This window comes from Ahrensia marina (assembly GCF_042140245.1).
Classification (GTDB): domain Bacteria; phylum Pseudomonadota; class Alphaproteobacteria; order Rhizobiales; family MH13; genus MH13.
Map to the genome: position 1 here is coordinate 3,037,295 of NZ_CP159483.1, position 20,457 is coordinate 3,057,751.

Below are 20,457 nucleotides of genomic sequence, written 5' to 3' on the forward strand. Positions count from 1 at the left end.
TCCAGAATAAATAAAACCCCGCCAACCGACTGTTTGGCGGGGTTTTCATGTGTGTGTGGTGACGGCCCGGCTTAGCCGTGAGCAAGCACAGCCAGCAGCAACAGAGCCACGATGTTCGTGATTTTGATCATCGGGTTCACAGCTGGGCCCGCGGTATCCTTGTAAGGATCACCAACAGTATCGCCCGTGACCGAAGCCTTATGGGCATCGCCGCCCTTTTCGTGCTTCACACCATCTTTGTCGGTGAAACCATCTTCAAAGCTCTTTTTGGCGTTGTCCCACGCACCACCACCGGCGGTCATGGAAACCGCCACGTAAAGCCCGTTGACGATCACGCCGAGCAGCATGGCACCCACGGCAGCGAAGGCCTGGTCTTTACCAGCAATCGCGTTGATGGCGAAGAACACCACGATCGGCGAAAGAACCGGCAACATGGACGGCACGATCATTTCTTTGATCGCAGCTTTGGTCAGCATGTCAACGGCGCGGGCGTAGTCCGGCTTAGACGTGCCTTCCATGATGCCAGGGTCAGCCTTGAACTGACGGCGCACCTCTTCCACAACCGCGCCACCGGCACGGCCCACAGCCGTCATAGACATGCCACCGAACAGGTAAGGCAGCAGACCACCGAACAGCAGACCGACTACGACGTATGGATTGGATAGCGAGAAATCGACCGCCACACCTTCAAAGAAGGAACCCGGCGTTGCGTTGGCCGCGAAGAACTTCAGATCTTCGGTGTAGGCCGCAAACAGCACCAGAGCACCCAGACCGGCTGAACCAATGGCATAGCCTTTTGTGACAGCCTTGGTGGTGTTGCCGACAGCGTCCAACGCATCGGTTGTCTCACGCACCGAGTCCGGCAGGTTCGACATCTCAGCGATGCCGCCTGCGTTATCAGTGACAGGACCGAAGGCATCCAATGCAACGACGATACCAGCCAGCGCCAGCATGGTTGTCACCGCAATGGCGATACCGAACAAGCCGGCAAGCAAGAAGGTGGAGATGATACCAGCGATGATGATGATCGCAGGCAACGCGGTTGCTTCCAGTGAGATCGCCAGACCTTGGATGACGTTCGTCCCGTGACCGGTCACAGACGCCTGAGAGATCGAGCGCACAGGGCGATAGCCAACACCGGTATAGTACTCGGTGACGACGATGATACCGCCAGTGACCACAAGGCCGATCACACCGCAGAAGAACAGGTCCATACCGGTGAAGCTTGTGCCGCCAGAGGTGGTGAACACCTGGTCAGCACCCAACCAACCCCAGACGATGCCGGCAAGAGCAACGATGGAAAGGATGGCAGCACCCCAGAAGCCCTTGTAGAGGGCGCCCATGATGGAATTGTTCGAACCAAGGCGCACAAAGAACGTACCGATGATCGATGTGATCACGCAGGCACCACCGATGACCAGCGGCAGCAGCATGAGCTTCTCGCCGTCCGCGCCGACAAAGAAGATCGATGCCAACACCATGGTGGCAACGACCGTCACCGCATAGGTTTCAAACAGGTCAGCGGCCATGCCTGCGCAGTCGCCAACGTTGTCACCGACATTGTCAGCGATCGTGGCTGGGTTGCGTGGATCATCCTCGGGGATGCCAGCTTCAACTTTACCCACAAGGTCGCCACCAACATCAGCACCTTTGGTGAAGATACCGCCGCCAAGACGGGCGAAGATAGAGATAAGTGAAGCACCGAAGCCAAGCGCGACAAGGGAATCGATGACAACGCGTGAGGTGTTATCGAAGCCCATCGGGCCAGTCAGCAGGTAGTAGTAGACAGCGACACCGAGCAGGGCGAGGCCAGCCACCAGCATACCGGTCACAGCGCCCGATTTGAAGGCGATGGAAAGGCCAGCAGCCAAGCTTTGTGACGATGCCTGCGCGGTGCGCACATTGGCGCGAACCGATACGTGCATGCCGATAAAACCAGCAGCGGCTGATAGAACGGCACCGATCAAGAAGCCGATCGCGACCTCAAAACCGAGCAAGAAGATAACAGCGACGAAGATCACCGCGCCAACGATGGCAATGGTGAGGTATTGGCGGGTCAGGTAGGCCGAAGCGCCTTCCTGGATGGCGCTGGCAATTTCTTGCATGCGCTGGTTGCCCGCGTCAGCGGCCATCACCGACTGCACGGCCCAGACGCCGTAGACGATCGATAAGATGCCACACGCGATGACGAAAATGAGTTCCATAGAACAAATCCCTTGAAGCGTTTAGAAGCGCAAAGCGCGCCTGTTTCCAGCAAGCCTGCGCGCACGCGCACCGCTTGTTCTTATTCTTGGTAGGCTGGAGAGGGACGCTTCCACCTCGCGGGTGAGCGGGTCTGGCCGCCCCTAGCCGTGCTGGTCATGCCAAAAAGGCAAACCATAAGCAAGCGCTGCTGGGTGATGGTTCACGCTTGTCGGTACACCTTTCAACGAAAGTCTAAAGCACAAGGGCCGAGCTAGACTGCTGCGCTTTCCACCTTGCGCCCACGCCACAAAAGGAACAGCGCAGCGGCTGCCAAAACAGGCAGAAGCAGCCAGTTGATGACGTCCCAGCCGAAGAGGTGCAGCAACCCGCCTGAAGAGAAGCTGGCAAAAGCGACGAATCCAAATAGGATGAAATCGTTCCAGCCTTGAACGGTGTTGCGTTCTTCTGGGCGGTAGCATTCTGTGAGCATTGATGTTGCGCCAAGAAAGGCCAAGTTCCAACCCACGCCCAGCAATACCAAAGCAACCCAGAAATGGCCGACAGAGATGCCATTGAGGGCCACAGCAGCGCAGACAGCTAGAACGGCAAAGCCTGTCAAGATGATCCGCTCGACCCCAAAGCGTGTGATCAGCGAGCCAGTGAAAAAGCTCGGCGCGAACATGCCGATAACATGCCACTGGATACCGAGCGCAGCGTCACCCACTGTGTGACCACAGGCGATCATTGCGATAGGGGCAGCCGTCATCGCCAGTGCCATCAGCGCGTAAGAGACAATGGCGCTTGTTAGAGCTGCCTGGAAGCGTGGTTGGCGCGCAATTTCAGACATTGGGCGCGTGCGCGCTTTGCTTGCTGGCGTTTGCACCATCGGCTTGGGCAGATCGACAAAACTGACCACGGCAATGGAAAGCAGTGCCAGACCGGCCTGCCCCATAAAGGCACCAGCGAAAAGAATCGGATCAAAAAAGTCGTTGAAGGCGATCACGATTTGCGGGCCGATGAAGCCAGATGCCACGCCGCCCGCCAACACCCAGGAGATGGCCTTGGGCCGGAAAGCGGGCGAGGCTGTATCGGCAGCGGCAAAACGGTAAGAATGCACGACGGCGCCGAACATACCTGCCATGAAAGTACCGAGGCACAGCATCCAAAAGGCGCCAATCAATACACCTTGCATTGCCACCAGACCGGCAAGTGCTCCGAAGGCAGCAGCTGCCAGAAAAACAGGCCGACGGCCAACGCGGCCCATCAGCTTTTGCGCTGGGAGCGTGCAAAACGCGGTGCCCAAAATAAACAACGAAACCGGGATCGTGGCGAAGGCGGCCTGTTCAGCAGGCAGCACATAGCCACCTGCAAGACCGGCTGTGGCAATGACGATGGATGCGTTGGCGCCACCAAGGGCTTGGCCGACGGCCAGCACCAAGGCGTTGCGTTTGGCACGACCGTCATCGTGCGTTTCTATTGGTTCAGCGGAAGCTATGGTCATGAAGGGGGTATCTCGCAGTGAGCGCCAAACGTCCATGTTGGAAAACGCTTATGCGCGCACATGTCGTCGTTCGACCGCGCGTCAATACCAACTAGGCGCGAAACCGTTTTGCGAGTGCATTGAGCACACCATTGCTTAGGCGCACTTCCTGATCTTCGTAGAATGCTTTGGCGACATCGAGATACTCGTTGAGGATAACCGGCGCTGGAATATCCTGCCGCTTCATGATCTCAAACGCCGCTGTACGCAGTATGGCGCGTAGCAATGTGTCCAGACGCGTTAGCGGCCACCCATCAGGCAATGCTGCGTGAATGGCTGGGTCGAGCACTTTCTGGCTCTCTACCACGCCTTGAACCAAGTGACGGAAGTAACCCTTGTCTGCCGGTCGATAGGCCCAGCCATCGACTTCCTCGGCCAAGCGAAACATCTCAAACTCCGCCAATGCTTGAGGCAGCGTCGTTCCGCCCACATCCATCTGGTAGAGCGCCTGAACGGCAATCAAACGTGCCACACCGCGTGCGTTGGCTGGTTTTGGCGTCGCACCTTTGGACGTCGAACTGGGGCGAGCGGCTGCGGTCATCACTGGGTTCCCATGGTGCTGCGCAGCGCAGAAAGCGCCATAGCTGCCTTGGCCGCCCCGCCGCCTTTGTTCTTATCGCTTCGGTTGGCGCGGGCCCAGGCCTGATCGCGGTTCTCAACGGTCTGGATGCCATTACCAATAGCAAGGCCCGGATTGAGCGTTAGATCCATGAGCGCGCGGGAGGATTCCCCGGCGACAATATCGTAGTGGCTCGTCTCGCCGCGGATCACGACGCCGAGCGCAATGTACCCGTCATAGGCTTTGGGGTTGCGGTAGCCGATCATCATCGCAGCAGGAATTTCCAGCGCTCCAGGTACAGAGGCACGTTCATAGGTATGCCCTTCGGCCTCTAGTGCTTCGATGGCACCTGCTGCCAACTCATCAGCAAGATCGGTGTAGAAGCGCGCTTCAACAATGAGAAAATGAGCCATGAAATACCAGTTTGTTTGGATCGCGCGCCGCTTATACGCCTTTTGTTAGCCAGCGCTACCCATCAAGCGTTCAGCGTAACGCGCCATAAGGTCTATCTCGATGTTCATCGCATCACCCACCTGTCGGTCACCCCATGTGGTGACGGCCAGAGTGTGTGGGATAAGCATCAGTGTGAACCGATCACCAGCAACATCATTGACAGTCAAAGATGTTCCTTGAAGGCAGACCGAGCCCTTTTTGGCGACAAACCTAGATAGCTCTGGTGGCGCTTCAATCTCAAAGAAGGATGTGTTGTCTCCATCCTCGCGTTTGGTGATGACGGCCATGCCATCCACGTGACCGGTGACGAGATGCCCGCCCATTTCATCGCCCAGCTTCAAGGAGCGTTCCAAGTTGATGCGGGTTCCCTGTTGCCATTGGCCCAGAGTTGTCAAGCGAAGCGTCTCGCTGGAGGCATCAATGGTATAGCGCGCGCCTTCAGGCGTCTGCTCCAATGTTGTGACCGTCAGGCAGCAACCATCATGGGCAATGGACGCGCCTAGATCGATGGAAGCAGCGTCGTAAGGCGACTGGATGGTGAAGCGCTTGTCCGCACCCATTGCTTCGACGGCTTCTACAGATCCCATTGCAGTGACAATACCGGTGAACATAGGCTCAAGCCTTCCTGTCTGGTGCAAAAGTTAAGATGCGATCGGAGCCATTTTGACGTCGTGATATGACCGTGAAGCCTGGCACTCCGCCGGCAAACGGGTTCACCTCAAAAGGGCGTATCGCGTCAGGACCCAAAACAGGGGTGCCCTGGATCAAAACAATGTCGTCGACCAGATGAGCCTGCAATAGACTGCGCGCAAGCTTCGCGCCGCCTTCAACGAGCAGGCTGGTGAACCCGCGCTCACCTAATGTTTGAAGGTGAGCATCGAGATCATGACCTGGTAGGTGGATGAAACCATCAGGCGCTTCACTTCCACCAAAAACAACACGTTGTGGTGAATGGTCCGGTAGCCCACTCAAGCGTACCGTGAGCTGCGGAGCATCTGTTTGATAGGTGACCGCACCCACAGCGATGGCGTCCATACGGGAGCGAAGCCCGTGCATCAGCCGGTTGGTGGCCGGCGCGGTGATGGCAACCTGCCCCTCGCCCGACAAACCGATGCCACCATCGACGCTCAGCGCCAGTTTAAGCGTGACATGTGGGCGGCCTTTTGCAAGGCGCGTGAAGTGGCCGCGGTGGGCCTGCGCGGCGGTGGCGCACAAGTCAGCGAACGGCTCAAAAAGGACCTCAATGCCTGCCTCGCGCAGCCGTGTAACGCCGGCGCCCGACACACGCGGATCAGGGTCTCCAAGGGCGATCACAACCCGCGCAACGCCTGCCGATATGAGCGCGAGCGTGCAGGGACCGGTTTTGCCGTGATGGTTGCAGGGCTCAAGCGAGACATAGGCGGTCGCGCCTTTCGCATCGTCACCCGCTTCATCCAAGGCAACAGTCTCACCATGGGGACGACCGCCCTGCCCTGTTGCGCCCATGCCAACCACAACGCCGTCTTTGACGACAAGACAACCAACGGCAGGATTCGGCCAGGTGCGCCCAAGCTGAGCACGTCCAACACGAATTGCAGCAGCCAGATAGCGACGGTCGGTTTCTGAGGTCATCGCAGATGCGATCACTCGGCCTGGTCGACGCGCTTGGCAGTCACGCCCGAAGAGTTGGCGAGCTCTTCGACAAACTCTTCAAAATCGCGCGCTTCGCGGAAGTCTTTGTAGACCGAGGCAAAGCGAACATAGGCCACATCGTCCAGGCCTTTGAGCGCATCCATCACCAAAAGCCCGATCTGATCGGATTGGACATCGGTCTCACCGGTGCTTTCCAGCTGGCGAACAATGCCGGAGACCAGCCGCTCCAACTGCTCATCGGCCAACGGTCGCTTGCGGGCAGCAATGCGTACTGAACGGGAAAGCTTATCGCGATCAAAGGCTTGGCGTTTTCCGTCGCGCTTCACAACGGTTAGCTCGCGCAGTTGCACCCGCTCAAACGTTGTGAACCTACCACCGCAGTCGCCGCACACGCGGCGGCGGCGGATGACGGCGTTATCTTCGGCAGGTCGTGAGTCTTTAACGTGCGTGTTCAGGCTCTGGCAGAAAGGACAGCGCATAAAGCAGAAGGAGCCTTTCTAGCCGAGATCAGGATAGATCGGGAAGCGATCGGTGAGCGCGACCACCTTCTCGTGAACAGCTTTTTCAACCAGCGAGTCTTCATCGGTCTGGTTTTGCGACAGCACGTCGAGCACCTCAGAGATAAGGTGACCAACCTCCTGGAACTCGGCAACACCAAACCCGCGCGTCGTACAAGCTGGCGAGCCAAGACGCACGCCGGAAGTCACGAACGGTTTCTGTGGATCAAACGGCACACCGTTTTTGTTGCAGGTGATGCCAGCGCGCTCCAGCGCTTTCTCCGACACTTTACCGGTGAGGTTCTTCGGCCGCAGGTCAACAAGGACAATGTGATTTTCGGTGCCACCGGACACAATATCGTAGCCGTGTCCCTTCAAGGTTTCGGCCAGCGCAATCGCGTTCTCCACGACATTTTTGGCGTAGATCTTGAACTCTGGGCGCAAGGCTTCGCCAAAGGCGACAGCCTTACCTGCAATCACATGCATGAGCGGGCCGCCTTGAAGGCCCGGGAATACGGCTGAATTCAGCTTCTTGGCGATGTCGCCATTGTTGGTGAGAATCATACCGCCGCGTGGGCCGCGCAGTGTTTTGTGCGTGGTTGTGGTTGCCACGTCCGCGTAAGGGAATGGGCTTGGGTGCTGCCCACCGGCCACGAGGCCAGCAAAGTGCGCCATATCGACCATCAGAAGCGCGCCAACAGAATCGGCAATCTCGCGGAACCGGGCAAAATCAAACTGACGGGAATAGGCCGATCCACCAGCAATGATGATTGTGGGTTTGTGTTCTTGGGCAAGCTGCTCAACCTGGTCATAGTCGAGCAAGCCATCTTCCTTGCGCACACCGTACTGGATCGCATTGAACCATTTGCCTGAGAGGTTCGGCGCAGCACCGTGGGTCAAGTGACCACCAGCATCCAAGCTCATGCCTAGGATGGTGTCGCCTGGTTTGGCCAGCGCGAGCATCACCGCCTGATTGGCCTGGCTACCGGAGTTGGGCTGGACGTTGGCGAACTCGCAATCGAACAGTTTGCAAGCACGCTCAATCGCCAATTTCTCTGCAATATCAACAAAGTGGCAACCACCGTAGTAACGGCGTCCTGGGTAGCCCTCGGCATATTTGTTGGTCATCACCGAGCCTTGCGCTTCCATCACGGCGCGGCTGACGATGTTCTCTGATGCGATCAGCTCAATTTCGTGCTGTTGACGGCCAAGCTCACCCTTGATGGCGGCAGCTAATTCTGGGTCGGTGGTCGCAAGATCATCTGTGAAGAAGGTCGGGTACAACGGCGCAGCGTCGTGTTCGGTCATAGCCATGGTTGAAGGCCCCCTGGTGATGGATCGGCGCAGCAAGGCGCGTGACAGGCAATCGGCAAGCGAGATGTGCAGCTAACACATTGCGCGGCGCTGTCCAACACACCAATGGCCGCGTGAAAAGCGCACAGAAAGATCAGCTAAACGAGCTTGCCGCGCCCAGGCTCTGCATCAATCGCGGATGCCTTGGACTCAGGGCGCTCGCGCGCGATGCGCGCTTGCAGTTTGCGACGTGCCAGTTCGTTGATCCGCTCGCGAGCGGTATAGCTGGGGGCGGCAAAAACCACCTCCAGCCCCGTTACCGGGTCAATCGCTGTGACACGCAACGCCTTATCGACGGGAATGATTTCGAGATAAATCTCGCCCGTCATGCGCCGCCGGTGCTTTAGCCGTTGGACGCGACGGTTGGCAGGCCATCGCGGTTGTAGATGTCTTCACGGAAGTTCACCGTGCCATCCGATGCAGCCCAAGCCGTCACATAATTGATGTAGAGCGGCGCAGGATCAGGGATGCGCAGATCGACGCGCTCACCGGTTTGGATGACCTGGTCAATACGCTGACGTGACCAACCATCTGTGTTGGCAAGAAGCCATGTTACCAACTCGCGGATGTTCTGCACGCGCACACAGCCCGACGACAGGAAGCGGTAGTCGTCACCGAACAATGACTTGTCAGGTGTATCGTGCAGATAGACCTGGTGCTCATTGTGGAAGTTGATCTTCACCGAGCCAAGTGAATTGATCTCGCCTGGATCCTGGCGGAACATGTAGCGTGTGGCTTCCTCGGTGTTCCAGTTGACCTGTTCCGGCGCCAATTCCTGCGCACTGGCACCCCAGCTGTTGAAGATGCGAATGTTGTTCTCAGCCAGATAGCTTGGGTTTTCCTGCATCAGCGGGATCAAGTCACGGCGAATGATGGAAACCGGCACAGTCCAGTACGGGTTGAAGTTTAGCTCGTGGATGCGGCTATCGAGGATCGGTGTTGGTCGATCCACTTTACCAACGATGGCGGTGTGGCGTGTGGTGACCCGACCGGAGTTGATCGCCTCTAGCGCAGCAGCTGGGATGTTCACCATCACATAGCGATCGCCTAGGAAACCCGACATGGAACGAATGCGCACCAGATTGGTTTCCATCTGACGTACCCGGAAACCGATCGGTACGTTCATGGCCGCAAAGCCTTCTGGCCCCATAATGCCGTCAACGACCAGACCATGACGCGCTTGGAAGCGCTTGACCGCCGAATCGACATAGCTGTCGAAGATGTCCGAAATGCCCCATTGCTGAGCCAAATCACCACCAACGATGAGACGCTGGCGAAGATGCTGCACATTGGGGTGACGAACGCCCAAACGAAGCACGGAATCGGCAGGAACCTGGTTCCAACCGCCACGGTTCATCATGTCAGAATGCTGACGGAGCGCGGTTTCGAGGTTCACCGCGCTGGCCGGCGAGAACATTGGTTCCGGCGAGATAACCGGCGCCTGGCCTTGTGCCGTGGAATCGAAGCTATCGCCCCACCCGGAGTTGTGCTGACGAAGACGTTGATCGAGCAGCGCATCAAGCGCCGACTGCTGTGCGTGGGCAGCACGCATCGCCAATGCAGACGCGCCAAGACCAAGTCCGGCGGCCAAGATTTGGCGACGTGTTTTCAAATGGTTGGTTTTACGGTCCATCAAAGCATCCTACAGAAATCGCGAGAGCACGCCTAGCCACCTGATATCCGTACGGGCGCTTACATGCATTTTGTCTCATATGTTGGCTTCGGTGACGCCAATGCAATGTGGCTCTTTTGTGGTTGGCCCTATGAGCCGCTTTCACCTAACGCATTTGTGATGAAGTGCGGCAAAAACCACACAGAGTGACCGGCGGATCACAGCAGCGCAGAGGCCAAAACGAAAAAGCCCGCACCATCGACGATGATGATGCGAGGTTTTGGTTAGCAAAGTCTTGCGCCGACACCTGTCGGCTCTGACATCTACAGACGATAAAGGATCTGATCTGTCCAGAAACGCTCAAGACGGTGCAACGACTTGTTCAGCGTTTTGAATTCTTCGGTGCCCAGACCACCAACTTTCTCAATGGAAAGCAGGTGGCGCTGATAAAGGTCACCCACGATCTTGGCGATCTCTTTGCCTTTGTCGGTCAAGCTGACGCGTACCGAGCGGCGATCCATGCGGGAGCGCTGATGTGAGACGAAACCTAAGTCAACGAGCTTCTTCAGATTGTAAGAAACGTTGGAACCAAGATAGTAACCGCGGGTGCGCAATTCGCCTGCCGTCAGCTCGGAATCACCAATGTTGAAAAGCAGCAGCGCTTGCACAGAGTTGATGTCAGAGCGACCCTGGCGATCAAACTCGTCCTTGATCACGTCAAGTAGGCGACGGTGCAGCCGCTCCACAAGGTGCAGCGATTCCATATAAAGCGGTTCAATACCCTGGTCTTCATCTTGGTCGGCCAGGTAATTTGCCATAGCGGCACTGGTCTTGGTCATAGGTAAGCCTCACTGTTTTTGCCGGATGTTTCCTCCGGTCGTGACAGCAACGTAGCAGTGAGCTCTAAAACCTCGCTTAAAGTCTTTGATTAATTTCATATTTCTTCTGGCATTCGTGCAAGAAGCTGTTCACCAATTGCGGTCAGGAACCCCTAACCAGTGCTGGTGAGAGAGCGTTCAGGCTAACTTTGGCGGACGGGGTTAGCGAAGAGGCGGCGCTTCGTGTGACAGGCGGCGAACCTGCAACAGCATACCCAAATAGATTGAAACCAATCCGGCGTTGGTCAACACAATGATGATGCTCACAATACCAAGATTGGGCAGCAGGAAAAAGATCAAGGCATCCGCTGCAACGATCACCAGCCACAATACAGCGCCCCACGGCGCGAGCAGCCAAAGCCCAACGCAAGCGATGATGCTGGCAACGGTGAGAATACCAAACAGCGCGAACCGCACATAGGGATCGGCAACCAGCAAGCGTCCAAGCTCTGGGTGCTCCAAAATGCCGACGATCAAGAGCCAACCGTGGATCGCTCGCACCAAGAGCACCAACGCGATGATGCGTAAGACCACAATGAACCAACGCTCAATGGGGTCGAGCCGCTGTTTTGGCGGCGGTGTGATCCAGATGGGATCAATCGGCTCAGGAGCGGACGTTCGCGCCATGTGGCAAAGGCATTCCTTTTAAGAGTTGGCTGAAACTCAGTGCGACATGGTCGGCTTATGCCGAAGGCGTTGGGCAAGAGCAAGGAAGGGTTGAGGATGGCTGGTTGTCGCATCAGGCCTTCCACGACATTGTTCCACCGCCAAGCCACTGCTAGCAACAGGATAAGAACAGCACCCGGCGAGACAAGGCTGATATCATGGACAAACACACTGCGCGCGGCCTTGTGAATGAGGTTACAGGTGGACGGCGGATGCGGCGTCGGCGGCTTCAGCCCTGGCTGCGTGATCTCGCGCGTGAAAATGTGCTCACCATCAATGATCTCATCTGGCCCATTTTTCTGACCGAAGGCGTCGGCACACGCGAGCCCGTAGCCTCTATGCCCGGTGTGTCGCGCCTGTCCCCTGATCTGGCGGTGGATGCCGCCAAACGCGCTGAGGATCTTGGTGTCCGTGCGCTTGCGCTTTTTCCAAACACACCCTCTGAACTGCGTGATGAAACAGGCAGCGAGGCACTCAACAGCAACAATTTGGTTTGCACAGCGGTGCGCGCGATCAAAGCAGCGGGTGTTGATGTCGGGTTGATCACAGATGTTGCGCTCGACCCCTACACCAGTCACGGCCATGATGGGGTGTTTGGCAGTAACGATCAACAGATCGACAATGATGCCTCGGTCGCGCAACTCATTTTGCAGGCCCAGACACTGGCCGAGGCAGGTTCTGACATGATCGCGCCCTCAGACATGATGGACGGGCGTATCGGTGCCATTCGCGCAAGCTTGGATGAGACCGGTCATACGGATCTGCCCATCATGGCGTATGCAGCAAAGTACGCGTCCGCCTTTTACGGGCCGTTTCGCGATGCGGTCGGTGCCTCGGGCACGTTGAAGGGCGACAAGCGCACCTATCAAATGGACCCTGCCAACGGCCAAGAGGCAGAACATGAGGTGGAGCTGGATTTGGCCGAAGGCGCCGACGTGGTGATGGTGAAGCCCGGCATGCCCTATCTGGACATCGTGCACCGGGTGAAGTCTGCTTTTGGCGTGCCAACAACCGTGTATCAGGTGTCCGGCGAATTTGCGATGATCGAAGCGGCAGCCGCCAATGGCTGGATCGACCGCGACAAGGCGATCATGGAGAGCCTGCTGGCCTTCAAGCGCGCCGGCGCTGATGGTATTTTGACCTATTTTGCGCCAGAGATCGCTGCAAAACTGGCCAAATAGGTGCTTTTTGCTTGAAGATGCCAAACAGCGTGCCCACGTCTTAAATATCCATTGTTTAGGACCGGAGACCCATGACCACCGCTTCATCACAACCTCGCCCGCCTATCATGCCGCTTGATGGGAGCGATCCTAAGCGGGACCGCTTTGCTTTTGATCCTGTTGGCGAGCCCTGGCTTTTCGATGGTGTGCGCACGCGGCGGATCTTCGCGTTTTTTCTCGATCTGATTGTGCTCTCGGTCTTTGTGACCATCGCTGCGGTGGTGATCGCGATCCTCGGCTTGCCGACCTTTGGGTTGGCGTGGTTGCTCTATCCAATTCTGCTGCCATTGATCGCTATCGCCTATATCGGCCTCACACTGGGTGGCGCGAAATCGGCAACGCCTGGCATGCAGGCCATGGGCATTGAGATGCGGCTCTGGCACGGCGCGCCGATGTACGGTCTTCTGGCCATCGTGCATGCACTGGCCTTCTATTTCTCAGCCGGGACAGGACTTTTGTTGATGATCATTTTGGGCGCGAGCTTGTTCTCCTCAACCAAACGTTGCCTGCATGATGTTCTTCTAGGCACGGTGGTCATCAACAACGGCACGCGCGCCAATCAGCTTCGTGGCTCCTAAGCCAAGCGGTTCGCCCATCCACAACACGCAACCAAAAGCAGGTTGCTAATCCCCACCCTCTCGCCGCATGGTTGACCCCCTAGTGCGGCGAGAGGGTTTTGCCTTTGATTGGACTTGATGTCTGGATGGTCTATGCGGTGATTGGCTTGGCCATCATCGCGTATGCGTCCGACCGATGGTCAATCGAGTTTGTCTCGCTTGGCATTATGGCCGCGTTGCTGCTGGTCTTTTCGGTCCTGCCAATGGTCGGCCCGACACTCACCGAACAGTTTGGGGTTCCGGTCGGCGCAGCGGTGCTGCAAGGCTTTGTTGATCCGGCCTTTCTGCTCGATGGGTTTGCGAGCCCCGTTCTTTTCACGATCCTGGCTCTGCTTGTCATCGGGCAAGCGCTTTTCCAAACCGATGCGCTGGCACCCGTCGCACGCTTGGCCACGCGTGTTGGCGGCAAGCGCGAAGTACTGACCATCTTACTGGTGATACTGATCGCTGGTGCGTTCAGCGCCTTTCTCAACAACACACCTGTCGTTGTCATGCTGCTGCCGGTTATCGGCGCGATGGCGGCAAAACTACCCGGTGGCGCGCGGCCGTTTTTGATTCCCCTTTCGTTTGCGACCATTTTGGGTGGTACAACTACACTGATTGGATCCTCGACAAACCTGCTGGTCGCATCCACAGCCGAACGCAATGCAGGCTATATGCTCAGCTTCTTCGATCAGACCGCTCTGGCTCTGATCCTTGTGGTTACCATGCTGCCCTATCTATTGTGGGTTCTGCCCAACATCTTGAAGAATGATGCAGCTTCGACACCAGCCACCGCCTTCCGCGGCAAGCAGTTCATTGCCGAACAGCGCTTGGTGGCTGGCGATGCGCTGGTTGGCGCGCGCGCAACACAAGGTCTTTTCACGGGCCTCAAAGACATCACCGTGCGCTCGGTGCGGCGCGGACCGCGTCTATTTTTGCCACCTTTTGACAATCTGGAACTGATGCCTGGCGACACGGTCGTGGTCGCCGCCAAGCGCGATGAACTGGTGAAAACGTTCGTGGCCTCTACACCGGCTGAGGAAGAGGAGCGGCGTGGCGTGCTGTCGGTCAATGCAAGCGAGGCAATGCTGGCCCCGGGCGCACGGTTTGTTGGCCAAAGCATTGATGTGATTGCTGCCTATCTTGGGGGAGAACACAAGCTTCTTGGCATCGAACGGCGCTCGCGCATGCCGCGTGTTGCGCTGGATGCCCTGCGCCTAGAAGCTGGCGACGTGTTCTTACTGGCAAGCACTGATGACGGATTGGAAAATCTCCGTGGCCAACGTGAACTCCTCATCTTGGAAGAGACGCGGGCCGAAATCGGTAATCGTGAACGCGCACCCATGGCCATCGGCATTTTTGCGGTGGCCATCATATGCGTCTTGTTGGGCTTCGCCGACTTGATGGTGGCCACGGTCGCGGCGGCATTTGCGATGGTTGCTACGGGCTGCCTCAACATCCGCCAAGCAACACGCGCAATCGATCCACGCATCGTGATGATGATCGGCACCGCACTCGCCATGGGGGCAGCACTGCAAGTGACAGGCGGCGATAGAGCCATAGCGGATGGCGTTATGGCCTTGGCTGCCGATGCGGGGCCAACCGTTATCCTCTCGGCATTCTTTCTGGTTGTGGCGGTGCTCACCAATATTCTGTCCAACAATGCAACGGCGGTTCTCTTCACCCCAATCGCCCTGCAACTGGCTGGTGACATGGCTCTGCCGCCGGAGCCTTTTGTGATGGCCGTCCTATTGGCGGCCAACTGCTCTTTTGCGACACCGATCGGCTATCAAACCAACCTGTTGGTGATGGGCCCTGGCCACTACGCCTTTTCGGACTATGTCAAAGCCGGTGCGCCGCTTGTTGTGATGTATTGGCTTGCTTTCACCTTGCTGGCGCCCTGGTATTTTTCCCTATAGAGTGGCGCAACTTTGCCGCCGAACGCCCTGATTGGCCTTAATCAATGACCAAGCATCCGCTTGATACGCCAACCTTTTATCTAACGGCTTCTTCGCCGTGCCCTTATCTGCCGGGCAATCGGGAGCGCAAAATCTTCACCCATCTTGTTGGTTCGCAAGCCCGTGAACTGCACGCCATGCTGTCGGCAGGTGGTTTCCGTCGCTCGCAAAACATTGCCTATCGCCCGGCCTGTGAGGGCTGCAATGCCTGCGTCTCGGTGCGCGTGCGAGTTGATGATTTTCGACCTACCAAATCGATGAAACGCATCGTCAGGCGCAATGTCGATATCATCGGAAGCGATGAGCCCAACCGCGCAACGTCAGAGCAGTACGCCCTGTTTCGCGACTATCTGGATGCCCGCCATGAAGATGGTGGGATGGCCCAGATGAGCGTCCTTGATTACGCGATGATGATCGAAGACAGCCATATCGACACGCAGGTTGTCAGCTATCGCCAACGCCAGCCAGGCGAACTGGCCGGGGAAGATGGCGGCCCGCTGGTGGGCCTCTGCCTTACCGATCAGGTGGCTGATGGTCTGTCGATGGTCTACTCGTTTTTCGACCCTGATCTGTCGCTCGAAGCTCGATCTCTGGGCACCTACATGATCATTGATCACATTGAGAGGGCCCGCAAACGCGGCCTGCCCTATCTCTATCTCGGCTATTTGGTCGAAGGCTCGCAGAAGATGGCCTACAAAGCCCGCTTCAAACCACAAGAGCATCTGACGCCAAGCGGATGGCGCGCGAGTAAGTAGGGTCAGACCTGACCAGAACCTTTTTCTGTGATGTCAACCTGCGAACAGAGTCTTTGTAACCACCAATGACACCACAGCTGCCAACAAGAGCAGAACGATTAGGCTGACGCGAGGAAACCAAGCAGCCAATTCAGCTTTCGGGTCAGATGCAAAACGACGCAAGCGGCCAGAGATAACGCCGTGAAGGGCGGTCATCACGAGCACCAATACAAGCTTGGTGAGAAGCCAGGGATCGGTAAACCAGCCACCGATTTGAGCCAGGGCGATGCCGACGATCAGAGATAAGATCATCGCCGGCGTTATCCATCGTGAGAATGCCGATCGTAAACGCAAGCGCAATTGTTGATCAGCGCGTTGATCGGACAACATTGTGCCCACGAGCGGTGCTGTCAGCATACCGCCCATCCAGATGATCACAGAGATGATGTGGATGATCTTTAGCCACTCATACATCAAGGCATCGACCTCTCGGATTTCGTTTTGGAAAGCCAGGCATTTTTGGCTGGGCCGCGCAGATATCTGTTGTTGAACCACGTTCCGAAGGGAATGAAGCAAGCCAGGAGAGAGAAGGCCAAGCGACGTCTGGAAAGATCACCGGCCGACCAAGCCTCAACGACAGCATAGAGATAGACAAGAAAAGCAACGCCGTGGACTGGACCAACCCATGTGACCATCTCTGCGACACCAAGCAGTCGCTTGATTGGTACCGCCACCAACATCAAGAGGATCAACGTGAACCCTTCAAAAACCCCGACCCATCGCAGGAAACGCAAGGGATCAGATTGCGAAACAGTTTGGATTATACTCATGCTCTCCGAACAGTTGCCTATGTAAACATTTGTTTGCTTTATCGTTGGAACGACGCTAAGTAAAGGTATGTTTACATGACAGATGGTCGCGAGCGATGATCGATTCCAGGAACCTTAAGCGACACCCGCGCAACCGTTTTGAAACGGAAACTCGGCTCTTGGATGCAGCTGAAAAAGTCTTCGCTGAACACGGCTATGACGGTGCAACGGTGCGCGATGTGGCTGCTGAAGCACAGGCCAACACCTCGCTTATAAACCGCTATTTTGGTGGCAAAGACGGGCTGCTGGTTGGTATCACCAAGCGCTTTGTGGAAGCCAAGCGCTACACTGAACTGCCCTACCCGTTACAACCAACCCTGAGCGATGAGATTTACCACTATCTCCATCATCGCCTGCTAGAGGATCGCGCGCATGAGGCGATGGTTCGATTGATGGTCAGCCGCGTTTCTATCGACGATGACTATCGTCAAAAGGCGCGCGCGATGATGGCAAGCGGAGCGGACGAAAACTTCAGACTGCGTGCCAAACAACACCAGCAGCTTGGATCAGCCCCGCAGGACATGAATGTGGACATGTTGTTTTCGGCGATCGCGTACTTTTCGTTCTCGGTGAATTTTTTTGGCGCGATCATCGAAGGTCGCTCAACCGAGGAAATTGACGCACAGTTCTCAGAATTTTCTCACCGCATGGGTGCAGCGCGACGCTAAGCGCCGAACTTATTGTTCCTGGGGAAGCCCTGCGGGGCCATGCGGCCGGCCTGCGCGCGTTCACCGCGCCATTCCGCCATTTCCTCCAGTGACCGGTTGTACTGCCGCCCGGCGCTGTCCGACCAAGTGATGCCCTCATCAGTCTTAAACGTGACGAGGTCGCTGACCCCACCATCTTTGTAACGTTGCAACCGTACGCCCTTACCGCGGCCCATCTCGGCGATCTGAGAGAGTGGGAAGAGCAAAAGCTTGCGATTCTGACCGATGACAGCGACCATATCGCCCTCCACCGGCACTGACATTTGCAGCTCGGTGGGTTCTGACAGGTTCATAACCTGCTTGCCCTTGCGGGTGTTGGCGACGATATCTTTCTCCGGCGCAACGAACCCATAGCCATCGGTGTTGACCATCAACAGTTTGCGCTTCGGGTCGTGAACAAAAAGCGCGACAACATCCTGTCCAGCTTCCAGATCAACCATGATGCGCAGCGGGTCACCATGGCCACGCCCGCCAGGCAGTTTGTCTGCCGCGAGCGTGAACACTTTGCCACCTGTTGAGACCGCCACGAGCTTATCGGTTGTCATGGCTTCAAGGGTCAACTTCAGCCGATCGCCCTGCTTGAAATCGAGACGCGACAGATCAGCATTGTGGCCCTTCAGCGCCCGTACCCAACCTTTTTGCGACAGCACAACCGTGATCGGTTCACGCTCGACCATCGCGGCATCAATATCGCCAAGATCAATAGACGGCGCTTCAGCAAAGGTTGTGCGACGACGGCCAAGATCGGTGTCCGGACCATAGGTCTTGCGCAGCGCTTTGATGTCTTTGCCAATGCGCGTCCACTGGCGCGCTTTGGAACCGACCAGCGCTTCCAGTCCGGCCTGCTCTTCCAGCAGGGCATCGCGCTCCTTGCGGATTTCCATCTCTTCGAGTTTGCGCAAGGCACGCAAACGCATGTTGAGGATGGCGTCAGCCTGGGTATCGCTTAGGCCAAAGGCCTTCATCAGCTCTTGCTTGGGCTCATCCTCGTAGCGGATGATACGGATCACCTCATCCAGATTGAGGTAGGCAACAATAAAGCCTTCAAGCAACTCCAGCCGCGCGGCGATCTTACCAAGACGGTAGTTGGAGCGGCGCACCAATACGTCGCGGCGGTGATCAAGCCAGGCGACAAGAACCTCGCGCAGACCCATCACGCGCGGTGTCAGCCCGCCGTCGAGCACATTCATGTTGAGCGAGATGCGCGATTCCAGCTCGGTGAGCCGGAACAGCGACTCCATCATGAGTTCAGGATCAACATTGCGGTTCTTTGGCTCCAGAACCAAACGCATGTCTTCGGCCGATTCATCGCGCACATCGCCAAGAAGCGGTAGTTTTTTCGACAGCAGCAGATCGGCAATGCGTTCCACCAAACGGCTTTTGACGACCTGATAGGGGATTTCGGTGATCACAATCGACCAAGTGCCCCTGCCCTGATCCTCTTTGTGCCAGCGCGCTCGGACGCGGAAACCGCCGCGGCCTGTTTCATAGGCCTGAATGCGGCTTGCCTCATCATCAACCAAAATGCCGCCAGTTGGGAAATCAGGCCCCAGAACGAGCTTCACCAGTTCAGGCGTTTCCATGTTCTGATTGTCGATCAGCGCCAGAGACGCGTCGCAAAGCTCGGCCACATTGTGCGGTGGAATGGACGTTGCCATGCCGACGGCAATGCCAGTGGAGCCATTCGCCAACAGGTTAGGAAAATCAGAAGGTAGAACCACCGGCTCTTCTTCGGAGCCATCATAGGTTTCGCGGAAATCAACCGCATCCTCGTCGATGCCATCAAGCAGCCGCGTGGCGACATCGGTCATGCGCGCTTCTGTGTAGCGCATGGCGGCAGCGCTATCGCCATCGATGTTGCCAAAGTTCCCTTGGCCTTCAACCAACGGGTAGCGCACGGCAAAATCCTGCGCCAAGCGCACCAAAGCATCATAGACCGACTGGTCACCGTGCGGGTGGTATTTGCCGATGACGTCACCGACAACGCGGGCGGACTTTTTGAAGCCCTGCGCTGGATCCAGCTTTAGCTGCCGCATGGCGTAAAGCAGGCGGCGGTGAACCGGTTTTAAACCATCACGCACATCCGGCAGCGCCCGTTGTGTGATGGTGGAAAGGGCATAGGCGAGATAACGCTCACGCAGAGCCGCATCGAGGTCGATGGCCTCAATGCCGTCATCATCATCTCCACCGGGTGGCCGAATCGTCATGTCGCTCATGTCCTTGGACGTACCCAACGGCGCTCACGGCTTCAAGCAGTACTGGTCTTTGACTGTGCAGAAGGCCCGCAAATCCGACGAAGAAGCGCATCACGGCCTTCTGGCGGACGCACAGCACGTGGTCCCCACACATTGCGCTCCAAAAAGAAGGCCGTCAGCGCGAAGGCTTCTGCGGTTTGATCCGACGAGACACCCTTCATGGAACCGGTAAGAAAAGATGGCAAAGCCAGGAGCTTGTCTTTGTAAGGCGCGCCAGCATCGGCACTGACCGCACAGCCGGATTTCGGCGAGACATAGATCAGCCCGGTTTGCACGCCTGTTCCCGCGCATTTGGTGAGATCAAGGCCAAAGCCAAGCTCTTCCAGCAGCAGCACTTCAAAACGCGCCACCAAAGCGGCGATGGTTTGCGGTTCATCATAATGATCCAGGATGAGGCCCAGCATATCATGCAGCCGGGCGTGCGGATCGCGTTCGGGCAGTAGACGCAGATGAGCCGCACAGAGTTGGGCCGCGAGCAGCGCGACAGGCTCATCCATCAACTGCGCACCACGCAGTGTTTCGCCATCCACTTGAAAGAGGCCCAAATGCTCATCAAGACGGGCTCGCCAAGTGAGCGAGAGCGTGTTGCCAACCTGCAAGAGCGCCGCCATACGGCGCGATCGCCCACCGCGTACCAAGCCCAGATGACGACCACGCTCGCGTGTCATCACCTCAAGGATGAGGCTCGATTCACCATGCTTTTTGTGACCGAGAACAATGCCGCTGGCGGTCCATTCCATG

21 protein-coding genes are annotated in these 20,457 nt (G+C 57.0%); 5 read left to right on the forward strand and 16 right to left on the reverse strand.

Annotated features, from left to right (window positions below; all coding sequences use genetic code 11):
- Nucleotides 1-71: 71 nt before the first annotated feature.
- The 12 genes from ABWH92_RS14790 to ABWH92_RS14845 all read right to left on the reverse strand — a co-directional run bounded on the left by ABWH92_RS14790 (nt 72) and on the right by ABWH92_RS14845 (nt 11,335).
- Entirely contained in the window at nt 72-2,204 is a 2,133-nt protein-coding gene (locus ABWH92_RS14790) for a sodium-translocating pyrophosphatase (RefSeq protein ID WP_375569620.1), read from the reverse strand.
- Nucleotides 2,205-2,455: 251 nt separating this feature from the next.
- Nucleotides 2,456-3,685, reverse strand: coding sequence for an MFS transporter (locus tag ABWH92_RS14795; RefSeq protein ID WP_375569622.1), 1,230 nt, complete (start codon nt 3,683-3,685; stop codon nt 2,456-2,458).
- Between the two features lie 91 nt (nt 3,686-3,776).
- Nucleotides 3,777-4,265 carry a transcription antitermination factor NusB gene (gene nusB, locus ABWH92_RS14800; RefSeq protein WP_375569623.1) on the reverse strand — a complete coding sequence of 163 codons (489 nt, stop codon included), beginning with the start codon at nt 4,263-4,265 and terminating at the stop codon, nt 3,777-3,779.
- Nucleotides 4,265-4,696, reverse strand: a complete 432-nt coding sequence (gene ribH / locus ABWH92_RS14805) for a 6,7-dimethyl-8-ribityllumazine synthase (RefSeq protein ID WP_375569625.1) — start codon at nt 4,694-4,696, stop codon at nt 4,265-4,267. Before ribH ends, nusB begins: the two co-directional genes overlap by 1 nt.
- A gap of 45 nt (nt 4,697-4,741) precedes the next feature.
- On the reverse strand, nt 4,742-5,347 hold the full coding sequence (locus tag ABWH92_RS14810; RefSeq protein ID WP_375569627.1) for a riboflavin synthase: 606 nt from the start codon (nt 5,345-5,347) through the stop codon (nt 4,742-4,744).
- A gap of 4 nt (nt 5,348-5,351) precedes the next feature.
- Nucleotides 5,352-6,347 carry a bifunctional diaminohydroxyphosphoribosylaminopyrimidine deaminase/5-amino-6-(5-phosphoribosylamino)uracil reductase RibD gene (gene ribD, locus ABWH92_RS14815; protein WP_375569629.1) on the reverse strand — a complete coding sequence of 332 codons (996 nt, stop codon included), beginning with the start codon at nt 6,345-6,347 and terminating at the stop codon, nt 5,352-5,354.
- An 11-nt stretch (nt 6,348-6,358) separates the two neighbouring features.
- Nucleotides 6,359-6,847, reverse strand: coding sequence for a transcriptional regulator NrdR (nrdR, locus tag ABWH92_RS14820; protein WP_375569631.1), 489 nt, complete (start codon nt 6,845-6,847; stop codon nt 6,359-6,361).
- A gap of 18 nt (nt 6,848-6,865) precedes the next feature.
- A complete protein-coding gene (glyA, locus tag ABWH92_RS14825) occupies nt 6,866-8,173 on the reverse strand; it encodes a serine hydroxymethyltransferase (protein ID WP_375574260.1) in 1,308 nt (435 codons plus the stop codon).
- Nucleotides 8,174-8,316: 143 nt separating this feature from the next.
- Entirely contained in the window at nt 8,317-8,547 is a 231-nt protein-coding gene (locus tag ABWH92_RS14830) for a DUF6898 family protein (RefSeq protein WP_375569633.1), read from the reverse strand.
- A gap of 14 nt (nt 8,548-8,561) precedes the next feature.
- Nucleotides 8,562-9,851, reverse strand: coding sequence for a murein L,D-transpeptidase (locus tag ABWH92_RS14835; protein WP_375569635.1), 1,290 nt, complete (start codon nt 9,849-9,851; stop codon nt 8,562-8,564).
- Nucleotides 9,852-10,153: 302 nt separating this feature from the next.
- Nucleotides 10,154-10,669 carry a transcriptional regulator LdtR gene (gene ldtR / locus ABWH92_RS14840; RefSeq protein ID WP_375569637.1) on the reverse strand — a complete coding sequence of 172 codons (516 nt, stop codon included), beginning with the start codon at nt 10,667-10,669 and terminating at the stop codon, nt 10,154-10,156.
- 201 nt (nt 10,670-10,870) lie between these two features.
- A complete protein-coding gene (locus tag ABWH92_RS14845) occupies nt 10,871-11,335 on the reverse strand; it encodes a DUF6163 family protein (RefSeq protein ID WP_375569639.1) in 465 nt (154 codons plus the stop codon).
- Between the two features lie 197 nt (nt 11,336-11,532).
- Between ABWH92_RS14845 and hemB the strand changes: the two genes are divergently transcribed.
- The 4 genes from hemB to ABWH92_RS14865 all read left to right on the forward strand — a co-directional run bounded on the left by hemB (nt 11,533) and on the right by ABWH92_RS14865 (nt 15,906).
- A complete protein-coding gene (gene hemB, locus ABWH92_RS14850; RefSeq protein ID WP_375569641.1) occupies nt 11,533-12,555 on the forward strand; it encodes a porphobilinogen synthase in 1,023 nt (340 codons plus the stop codon).
- 71 nt (nt 12,556-12,626) lie between these two features.
- Nucleotides 12,627-13,172, forward strand: a complete 546-nt coding sequence (locus ABWH92_RS14855; protein WP_375569643.1) for an RDD family protein — start codon at nt 12,627-12,629, stop codon at nt 13,170-13,172.
- A gap of 104 nt (nt 13,173-13,276) precedes the next feature.
- Nucleotides 13,277-15,112: a sodium:proton antiporter gene (locus ABWH92_RS14860; RefSeq protein WP_375569645.1), complete on the forward strand. Its 1,836-nt coding sequence runs from the start codon at nt 13,277-13,279 to the stop codon at nt 15,110-15,112.
- Nucleotides 15,113-15,156: 44 nt separating this feature from the next.
- Entirely contained in the window at nt 15,157-15,906 is a 750-nt protein-coding gene (locus tag ABWH92_RS14865) for an arginyltransferase (protein ID WP_375569647.1), read from the forward strand.
- Between the two features lie 33 nt (nt 15,907-15,939).
- On the opposite strand, the gene ABWH92_RS14870 is transcribed toward ABWH92_RS14865, so the two are convergent.
- Nucleotides 15,940-16,359, reverse strand: coding sequence for a CopD family protein (locus ABWH92_RS14870; RefSeq protein ID WP_375569649.1), 420 nt, complete (start codon nt 16,357-16,359; stop codon nt 15,940-15,942).
- Complete coding sequence (locus tag ABWH92_RS14875; protein WP_375569651.1) at nt 16,359-16,715, reverse strand: DUF3817 domain-containing protein; 357 nt, start codon at nt 16,713-16,715, stop codon at nt 16,359-16,361. Before ABWH92_RS14875 ends, ABWH92_RS14870 begins: the two co-directional genes overlap by 1 nt.
- Nucleotides 16,716-16,810: 95 nt before the next feature.
- Here ABWH92_RS14875 and ABWH92_RS14880 point away from each other — a divergent pair, with 95 nt between their 5' ends.
- Nucleotides 16,811-17,422: a TetR/AcrR family transcriptional regulator gene (locus tag ABWH92_RS14880; RefSeq protein ID WP_375569653.1), complete on the forward strand. Its 612-nt coding sequence runs from the start codon at nt 16,811-16,813 to the stop codon at nt 17,420-17,422.
- Here ABWH92_RS14880 and parC read toward each other — a convergent pair.
- Together parC and recO are read right to left on the reverse strand one after the other, a co-directional pair.
- Complete coding sequence (parC, locus tag ABWH92_RS14885; RefSeq protein ID WP_375569655.1) at nt 17,419-19,677, reverse strand: DNA topoisomerase IV subunit A; 2,259 nt, start codon at nt 19,675-19,677, stop codon at nt 17,419-17,421. The two genes, ABWH92_RS14880 and parC, sit on opposite strands and share 4 nt — an antisense overlap.
- Nucleotides 19,678-19,709: 32 nt before the next feature.
- Nucleotides 19,710-20,456, reverse strand: a complete 747-nt coding sequence (recO, locus tag ABWH92_RS14890) for a DNA repair protein RecO (protein WP_375569657.1) — start codon at nt 20,454-20,456, stop codon at nt 19,710-19,712.
- Nucleotide 20,457 lies beyond the last annotated feature (1 nt).